The following is a 6,689-nucleotide window of genomic DNA, read 5'->3' as shown; positions in this document are numbered from 1 at the left end:
GTGAGAAGGGTGTTCAGGTCTGTCGTCACAAACGGATCTTGAACACCCTTCGCCCGTCTCCGGTCACCACCCAGACTTACGCATTACTCGTCTAGCTCCGCGTCCACTTCTGGGTGTTCGCGCCGGTGCAGGCCTGCAGCGTGACCGGCGTGCTGTTCGCGGTGCCGTTCCCGCTCGGGGCGAGGCACAGTCCGGATTGGACACCGGTGAGCGTGCCGTCGGCGGCGGCGTTCCACTGCTGGTTGGTGCCGCCCGTGCAGTCCCAGATGATCGCCCGGGTCCCGGCGCTCGTCCCCGCGCCCTCGGCGTCGAGGCACTTGCTGCCGTAGACCTGCAGCTGCTTGCCCGAGGTGAGCGTCCACTGCTGGTTGCTGCCACCGTTGCAGTCCCACAGGGTCACCTGGGTGCCGTTGGTCTGGGACACGTTCGGGACGTCGAGGCAGCGCCCGGCCCCGGTGTTGCGCAGCACCGACGTCGACCCGCCGCCCGAGCCGGCGACCTCGAGGTTGTCGAACTGCGCGGTCTCCCCGACCGCCGTGCCGATGCCGACCTGGCCGGCCGGGAAGGTGCTGTCGGTGACCGTGCCGAGCACCGTGCCGTCGACCGAAACGGTGATCGTGGTACCCGAGAAGCCCAGTGCGAGCTTGTGCCAGCTGCCGGTGCCGAGCGCGGTCGTGGTGCCGGTGCGCAGGGTGGTGTTCTGCTGGCTGGTGTTGTTGCGCCGGAGCGACCAGGCGCCGGTGTCGCTGATCCGGAAGTAGTACGCGTTCAGCGCGCCCTGGTTGCCGGTGTCCTGCGAGCCGGCCCGGCCGAGGAGCTCGACGTACCCGGACTTCTCCAGCAGCACGTCCGTGCTGAGGGTGTAGTTGCTCCAGGCGATGTTGCCCAGCAGCGCGTACGGGTCGACGAACTTCTTCCACGGGATCGTCTTCTGCGTCGCGGCCTGGCGCACGCACGTCCCGGCGCGGCCCGCCCCGCAGGCGGCGGTCTCGAAGGCGCCCTCCATGTCCATCAGGTACTTGGCTTCCTTGCCCTTGGCGTAGGAGTCGAAGTCGTCGCTGTAGGGCAGGTTCAGCGAGCCCTGCGGCGGGCTGGTCGCGGTGCCCTTGCCCTGCCCGGTGGTCGTCGTGATCGTGTAGAGGTAGCCGGGCTGGGCGGTCAGGGAGAAGGCGCCGCCGTTCGGCGTGATGTCGGCGCTGTGGACGAAGTGGTCGCTGCCGTTGTTCGAGTTGAGGTTGGTCGCCCACACGTGCACCTGGCCGGTGGACAGGCCGCCGGTGACGTTCAGGTTCAGCGTCTGGGCCGAGGTCGCGTCCATCGTCTCGATGATCGTGCTGTAGTCGGTGTTGTTCGGCGACTTCAGCGAGACGTAGCTGCCGTTGGAACGGTTGCCGCCGAGGTACCCGCTGGAGGCGTCGAGGTACTTCCAGCCGGGCGCGGTGAACTGCGTCGTGTGCGCCAGCGCCCACGCGTCCTTGCCGACGGAGTAGTACCCGGACCACGGCTGGTTGGCCAGGATCAGGCCCACCGTCGGCCACGGGATGTTCGGGGTGACGGCGGCGATCAGGTCCCAGTTGAGGTAGGCGGTCATCTTGCCGTCGAGGTAGACGCGGTTGATCCCGCGGGCCAGCGGCTTGGCGCCGTCGTTGTAGTCCTGGGAGCCGTTTTCGCTCGACCACAGCGTCTTGCCGGTGTTGGTGACGTTCGCCGGGACGCTGCAGGAGGTCTGCGCGCTGAGGTAGCCGCACGTGTAGTGGGCGCTGAGCACGTCGGTGGCGTTGCGGTAGGCGGTGTTCGTCGAGATCGCGCTCGCCGGCCCCCAGTCCCCCGGCCACGAGTCACCGGAGATGATCTTCACCGCGCTGTACCCGTTGGCGTTGAGCGCGTTCCGCAGGGTGACCGTCCAGTCGGCGCTCCACTGCTTCTCGTTCTGGACCGACGTGAGGTAGTCGATGGTCAGCCCGTGCTGCTTCGCGCACCCCAGCCACGACAGGTAGTAGTCGGTCAGGTCGTTGGAGAAGAAGGTGCCGTTGCCGATCCAGCCCGGCGCGCCCCAGGGCAGGCCCACCAGCTTGATCCCGGGGTTGCGGGCCTTCGCCTGCTCCATGAGCCACCACTCGTACCCGCGGTTGCAGTCCAGGTCGCCGCGGAAGTGGGCGTGGCTGGGCTCGGCGCCGCTGGTGGAGTTGGTGTCCCCGCCCATTTCCACCTTGAGGATCTGCAGGGCGGCGCCGTAGCCGGGCTTGAACAGGTAGTCGAGGATCTGGCCGCGCTGCGGCTCCGGGTAGTCGATCAGCAGGCGGCTGTTGCCCCCGCCGCCGCTCACCGCGCCGACGCCGTCGAACGTGCGGCCGCCCGAACCGCCGTTGACCGTGATCGAGGTGGCGGCCTGTGCGGCCGGTGCCGCGGCGACCACGCCGCCGGCCACGACCAAGAGCACCGCCGCGGCCGCGGCTCGCGCGCTCCGGAACATGGGTGTCCTCACTTCCGACGAAGGGACGGCGCCCGGCGAAACTTTCGGGCGCGCCGACGTAACAATCGGTCGCTCAGCGAAGGGGGAAATCGCTCGTGAGAACCCCATCTTCGTCGATGGCGAACAGCTGGGCGTTAACGCTAACAGTCACCATCGCTGCCCGACAACTTTCGGCGCGCAGGTTACGAAACACCGCGGCCGGCACACTTTGCGGCGGCCATCACCGCAGTTCAGCGCGTTCTTTCGGCTGTCCGGCAACAAGGCGCGCAAATGTAACTTTCCCGCGGACAAGCGCGCGGAACACCGGCAGCCCCTTTCCCGCGCCGCCTTCCCCGGCTACAGTCTCCGTTTACTGGGAGCGCTCCCAGCAGACATTTCCGGCGCCTCCCCACCGTTCGAAGGAGAACGTGCATGCGCAGCAGGACAGTGGCCGCCGGCGGGCTCGCCGCCGTCGCCGTCACCGGCGTCGTCGCCACGACCACGTGGGCCGGCGCGCAGGCCGCCGCCTCGGCGTACTACGTCGACCCGGGCACCAACGCGGCCAAGTGGGTCGCGGCCAACCCCGGCGACTCGCGCGCCGCGGTCATCCGCGACCGGATCGCCGCGGTACCGCAGGCGCGGTGGTTCACCACCACCAACACCTCGACCGTGCGCAGCGAGGTCGACGCCTACACCGGCGCGGCCGCCGCGGCGGGCAAGATCCCGATCCTGGTCGTCTACGACATCCCCAACCGCGACTGCGGCGGCGCGAGCAGCGGCGGCGCGCCGTCCCACGACGCCTACCGGGCCTGGATCGACCAGGTGTCGGCCGGTCTCGCGGGCCGGCCCGCGGCCATCGTGCTCGAGCCCGACGTGCTCCCGCAGATGACGAGCTGCCAGAACAGCGACCAGCAGCGCCAGACCTCGGCGTCGATGGCCTACGCGGGCAAGAAGCTGAAGGCCGGCTCCTCGCAGGCGAAGGTGTACTTCGACATCGGCCACTCCGCCTGGCTCTCCCCCGCCGACGCCGCCTCGCGGCTGCGGGCCGCCGACATCTCCAACAGCGCCGACGGCATCTCCACCAACGTGTCCAACTACCGCTCGACGTCCGACGAAGTCGCCTACGACAAGGCGGTCCTCGGCCAGCTCGGCGACTCGCGGCTGAAGGCCGTGATCGACACGAGCCGCAACGGCAACGGGCCGCAGGGCAGCGAGTGGTGCGACCCCGGCGGGCGGGCGATCGGCACGCCGAGCACCAACCAGACCGGCGACGCCCAGATCGACGCGTTCCTGTGGGTCAAGCCGCCGGGCGAGGCGGACGGCTGCATCGCCACGGCCGGCCAGTTCGTGCCCCAGCGGGCCTACGACCTCGCCATCGCCGCCGGGCCGATCCAGACCACCACCCCGACGACGCCGACCACTCCGACCACGCCGACGACCCCCACCACGCCGACCACGCCCACCACCACGACCCCGCAGCCGACCGGGGGCTGCAAGGTCACCCACCGGGTGGTCAGCAGCTGGCCGACCGGGTACACCGGCGAGATCGTCATCGAGAACCGCGGCGCCGCCCTGACGAGCTGGACGCTGAAGTTCTCCGCGCCCGGCGTGACCGTCACCAACGGCTGGAACGGCACCTGGACCGACGGCGGCGACGTCGTCACGGTGGCCAACGCGGCGTGGAACGGCAACCTGGGCACGAACGCGACGACCACGCTCGGCTACAACGCGGACTACAGCGGTGGCACACCGCCGTTCCAGCAGCCGACGCTCAACGGGACGGCCTGCTCCTGAGGCCCCTCGGTGCGTGGCCGGCCGGCGCGGCCGGCCACGTGCCGTCCTTTGTGGACCGAAGCCGGACCGGGCGGGTTCAGGCCGCCCGGTGCACGGCCAGGACCGCCACCGGGGCGGCGGGCGCTCCGATCTTGGTGCCCTTGCGGTAGCCGCCGAAGATCATCCCGAGCACCAGGATGACGAGGATGGCCAGCAGGATCCACAGCCACACGGACTTGCGCACAGTTCTCCTCCCGTCGGAGCCGGACACACCGTACCGCCCGATTCGTCCGGCGGCCGGTTGGGTATTCCTGGCGGCATGGGTGCTTGGGGCAGACGGCTCGTCGCGTTGGGCGTGGCAGTGGTGGTGCTGGTGGCAGCGGTACTGGTCGCATCGGCGGTGCACCTGTTACCCCAGTTGCGCAATCCGTTCGCCGAAAAGACCGAAGAGCACTCGGGTCCGGTGCTGCTGCAGTCGATCGTGGAGCTCTCCCGCTACGAGGCGGCCAGCGGTTCGTTCCAGGTGGTCGTCGACATCACGACCAGTTCCATCCTGCCGAGCTTCCTGGCCGGCAGCGACACGCTGTTCATCGGCGTCGGCACGGACAACGCGTACGTGGACTTCTCGCGGCTGAAGGGCGACGCGGTCCAGGTCTCCGACGACCGCCAGTCCGCCACGATCACCCTGGGCCACGCCCAGCTGGAACCGGCTACGCTGGACGTGCACGAGTCGCACGTGTACGCGCAGCAGCAGGGTCTGTTCACCCGGATCAACGAGTTCCTGACCGGCAACCCGAACTCGCAGCAGGCGCTGTACGAGCTCGCCCAGAAGCAGATCCAGGCGGCGGCCGCGAAGAGCTCGCTGGTGGCGGACGCGGAGCGGAACACGCGGACGATGCTGACCGGGCTGTTGCAGTCGCTGGGCTTCAAGAACATCACCGTGAAGTACGCGGACAACAATCCCGGCTGACCTTGGACAATGGCGTTTGAGGAGGGGTTGCTGATGACGGGCTTCACCGTCCCGGCACTGCGGTCCGGGCTGCCGATCGGGCCGGGGTGGCTCACCGGCACCGATACGGCACCGGTGGTGTTCCCCTACGACGGATCGGTGGTGGCGCACGCCCCGGTCGGTTCGGCCGCCCACGCCGACGCCGCCCTCGACGCGGGCGCGGCGGCCGTCAAGCGGGTCGGTGCGCTGACCTCGGCGGCGCGCCGGTCGATCCTGCTGGACGTCGAGACCGCCGTCCGCGCGCGTTCGGCCGAGTTCACCGAGCTGCTGGTCGCCGAGACCGGCAAGACCCGCGCCGACTGCGCGCTCGAGCTGTCCCGGACGCTGTTCACCTGGTCGGCGACCGCGGAGGAGGTCGCCCACATCCACGGCGAGACGGTGCCGCTGGACATCCAGGAATCCGGAGCGGGCCTGATCGGCTACTGGAACCGCAGGCCGATCGGCCTGGTGGTGGGCATCGCGGGCTTCAACGCCCCGCTGCTGCTGGCCAGCCACAAGATCGCCCCGTCGATCGCGGCGGGCTGCCCGGTGATCTGCAAGCCGGCCCCGGCCACCCCGTTGTCGGCGCTCTGGCTGGCGGAGCTGGTCCGGGAGGCGGCGGAGCGGCACGGCGCACCGCCGGAGATCGTCCAGGTGGTGACCGGGGACGCCGAGGTGGGCCGCAGGCTGGTGACCGACCCGAGGGTGGCGGCGGTGTCGTTCACCGGCTCGGCGGCGGTCGGCCACCGCATCGCGAAGGACGCGGCGCCCCGCAAGGTGCTCCTGGAGCTGGGGTCGAACGCGGCGCTGGTGGTGGCCCCCGACGCGGATCTGGAGAAGGCGGCCGAAGCCGTCCTCCGCGGCGGCTTCTACTTCAACGGGCAGGCGTGCATCGCGGTGCAGCGGGTGATCGTGTGCGAGCCGGTCCGCGAGGAGTTCGTCGCCCGGTTGACCGCGGGCATCGGCGAGCTCACCACCGGCGACCCCCGCGACCCGGCCACCCGGGTGGCTCCCCTGATCGACGAAGCGTCGACGGACCGCGCGCTGAGCTGGATCGAGAAGGCGGAGCAGGCGGGCGCGAAGCTCCTGGCGGGCGGCCGCCGGGCGGGCCGCGCCATCGAGCCGACGATCCTGCTCGACGTCCCGGAGCAGGAGGAGGCGTGGTGCGAGGAGATCTTCGCGCCGGTGGTGGCCCTCCGCTCGGTCCCGGACCTGCCGGCGGCGTTCGACCTGGTCAACCGGTCGCGTTACGGCCTCCACGCGAGCGTGTACACCCGCTCCCTGGCCACGGCGTTCAAGGCGGTGGCGGAGCTGGAGGTCGGCGGCGTGATCGTGAACGAGGCTCCCGGCTTCCGCTCGGACATCATGCCGTACGGCGGCATCAAGGACTCCGGCGTGGGCCGTGAAGGCCCCCGCTTCGCGATCGAAGAACTGACCGTCACCCGCATGGCCGTGATCCGGCCGGAATGAGCGAAC

Annotated in this window: 5 protein-coding genes; 3 read left to right on the top strand and 2 right to left on the bottom strand. The window is 70.3% G+C overall.

What is annotated here, in order from left to right:
- Positions 1-91: 91 nt before the first annotated feature.
- Entirely contained in the window at positions 92-2,473 is a 2,382-nt protein-coding gene (locus tag ABZX11_RS11095) for a ricin-type beta-trefoil lectin domain protein (protein ID WP_354912015.1), read from the bottom strand.
- Positions 2,474-2,899: 426 nt separating this feature from the next.
- Between ABZX11_RS11095 and ABZX11_RS11090 the strand changes: the two genes are divergently transcribed.
- Positions 2,900-4,246 (top strand): glycoside hydrolase family 6 protein, encoded by a 1,347-nt coding sequence (locus tag ABZX11_RS11090; RefSeq protein ID WP_354912036.1) that lies wholly within the window; start codon positions 2,900-2,902, stop codon positions 4,244-4,246.
- Between the two features lie 76 nt (positions 4,247-4,322).
- Here ABZX11_RS11090 and ABZX11_RS11085 read toward each other — a convergent pair whose 3' ends face one another.
- Positions 4,323-4,469: a hypothetical protein gene (locus ABZX11_RS11085; protein WP_354912014.1), complete on the bottom strand. Its 147-nt coding sequence runs from the start codon at positions 4,467-4,469 to the stop codon at positions 4,323-4,325.
- Between the two features lie 75 nt (positions 4,470-4,544).
- Here ABZX11_RS11085 and ABZX11_RS11080 point away from each other — a divergent pair, with 75 nt between their 5' ends.
- Together ABZX11_RS11080 and ABZX11_RS11075 are read left to right on the top strand one after the other, a co-directional pair.
- Complete coding sequence (locus ABZX11_RS11080; protein WP_354912011.1) at positions 4,545-5,195, top strand: DUF4230 domain-containing protein; 651 nt, start codon at positions 4,545-4,547, stop codon at positions 5,193-5,195.
- A 33-nt stretch (positions 5,196-5,228) separates the two neighbouring features.
- On the top strand, positions 5,229-6,683 hold the full coding sequence (locus ABZX11_RS11075) for an aldehyde dehydrogenase family protein (protein WP_354912033.1): 1,455 nt from the start codon (positions 5,229-5,231) through the stop codon (positions 6,681-6,683).
- Positions 6,684-6,689 lie beyond the last annotated feature (6 nt).

This window comes from Amycolatopsis sp. NPDC004169 (assembly GCF_040610315.1).
Classification (GTDB): Bacteria; Actinomycetota; Actinomycetes; order Mycobacteriales; family Pseudonocardiaceae; genus Amycolatopsis.
This window is presented reverse-complemented; position numbering and strand designations above follow the sequence as displayed.

Bases quoted from the DNA above. Each gene is read 5' to 3' on its own strand.
- ABZX11_RS11095 (WP_354912015.1), bottom strand. From the start codon at position 2,473: ATGTTCCGGAGCGCGCGAGCCGCGGCCGCGGCGGTGCTCTTGGTCGTG.
- ABZX11_RS11080 (WP_354912011.1), top strand. From the start codon at position 4,545: ATGGGTGCTTGGGGCAGACGGCTCGTCGCGTTGGGCGTGGCAGTGGTG.
- ABZX11_RS11075 (WP_354912033.1), top strand. From the start codon at position 5,229: ATGACGGGCTTCACCGTCCCGGCACTGCGGTCCGGGCTGCCGATCGGG.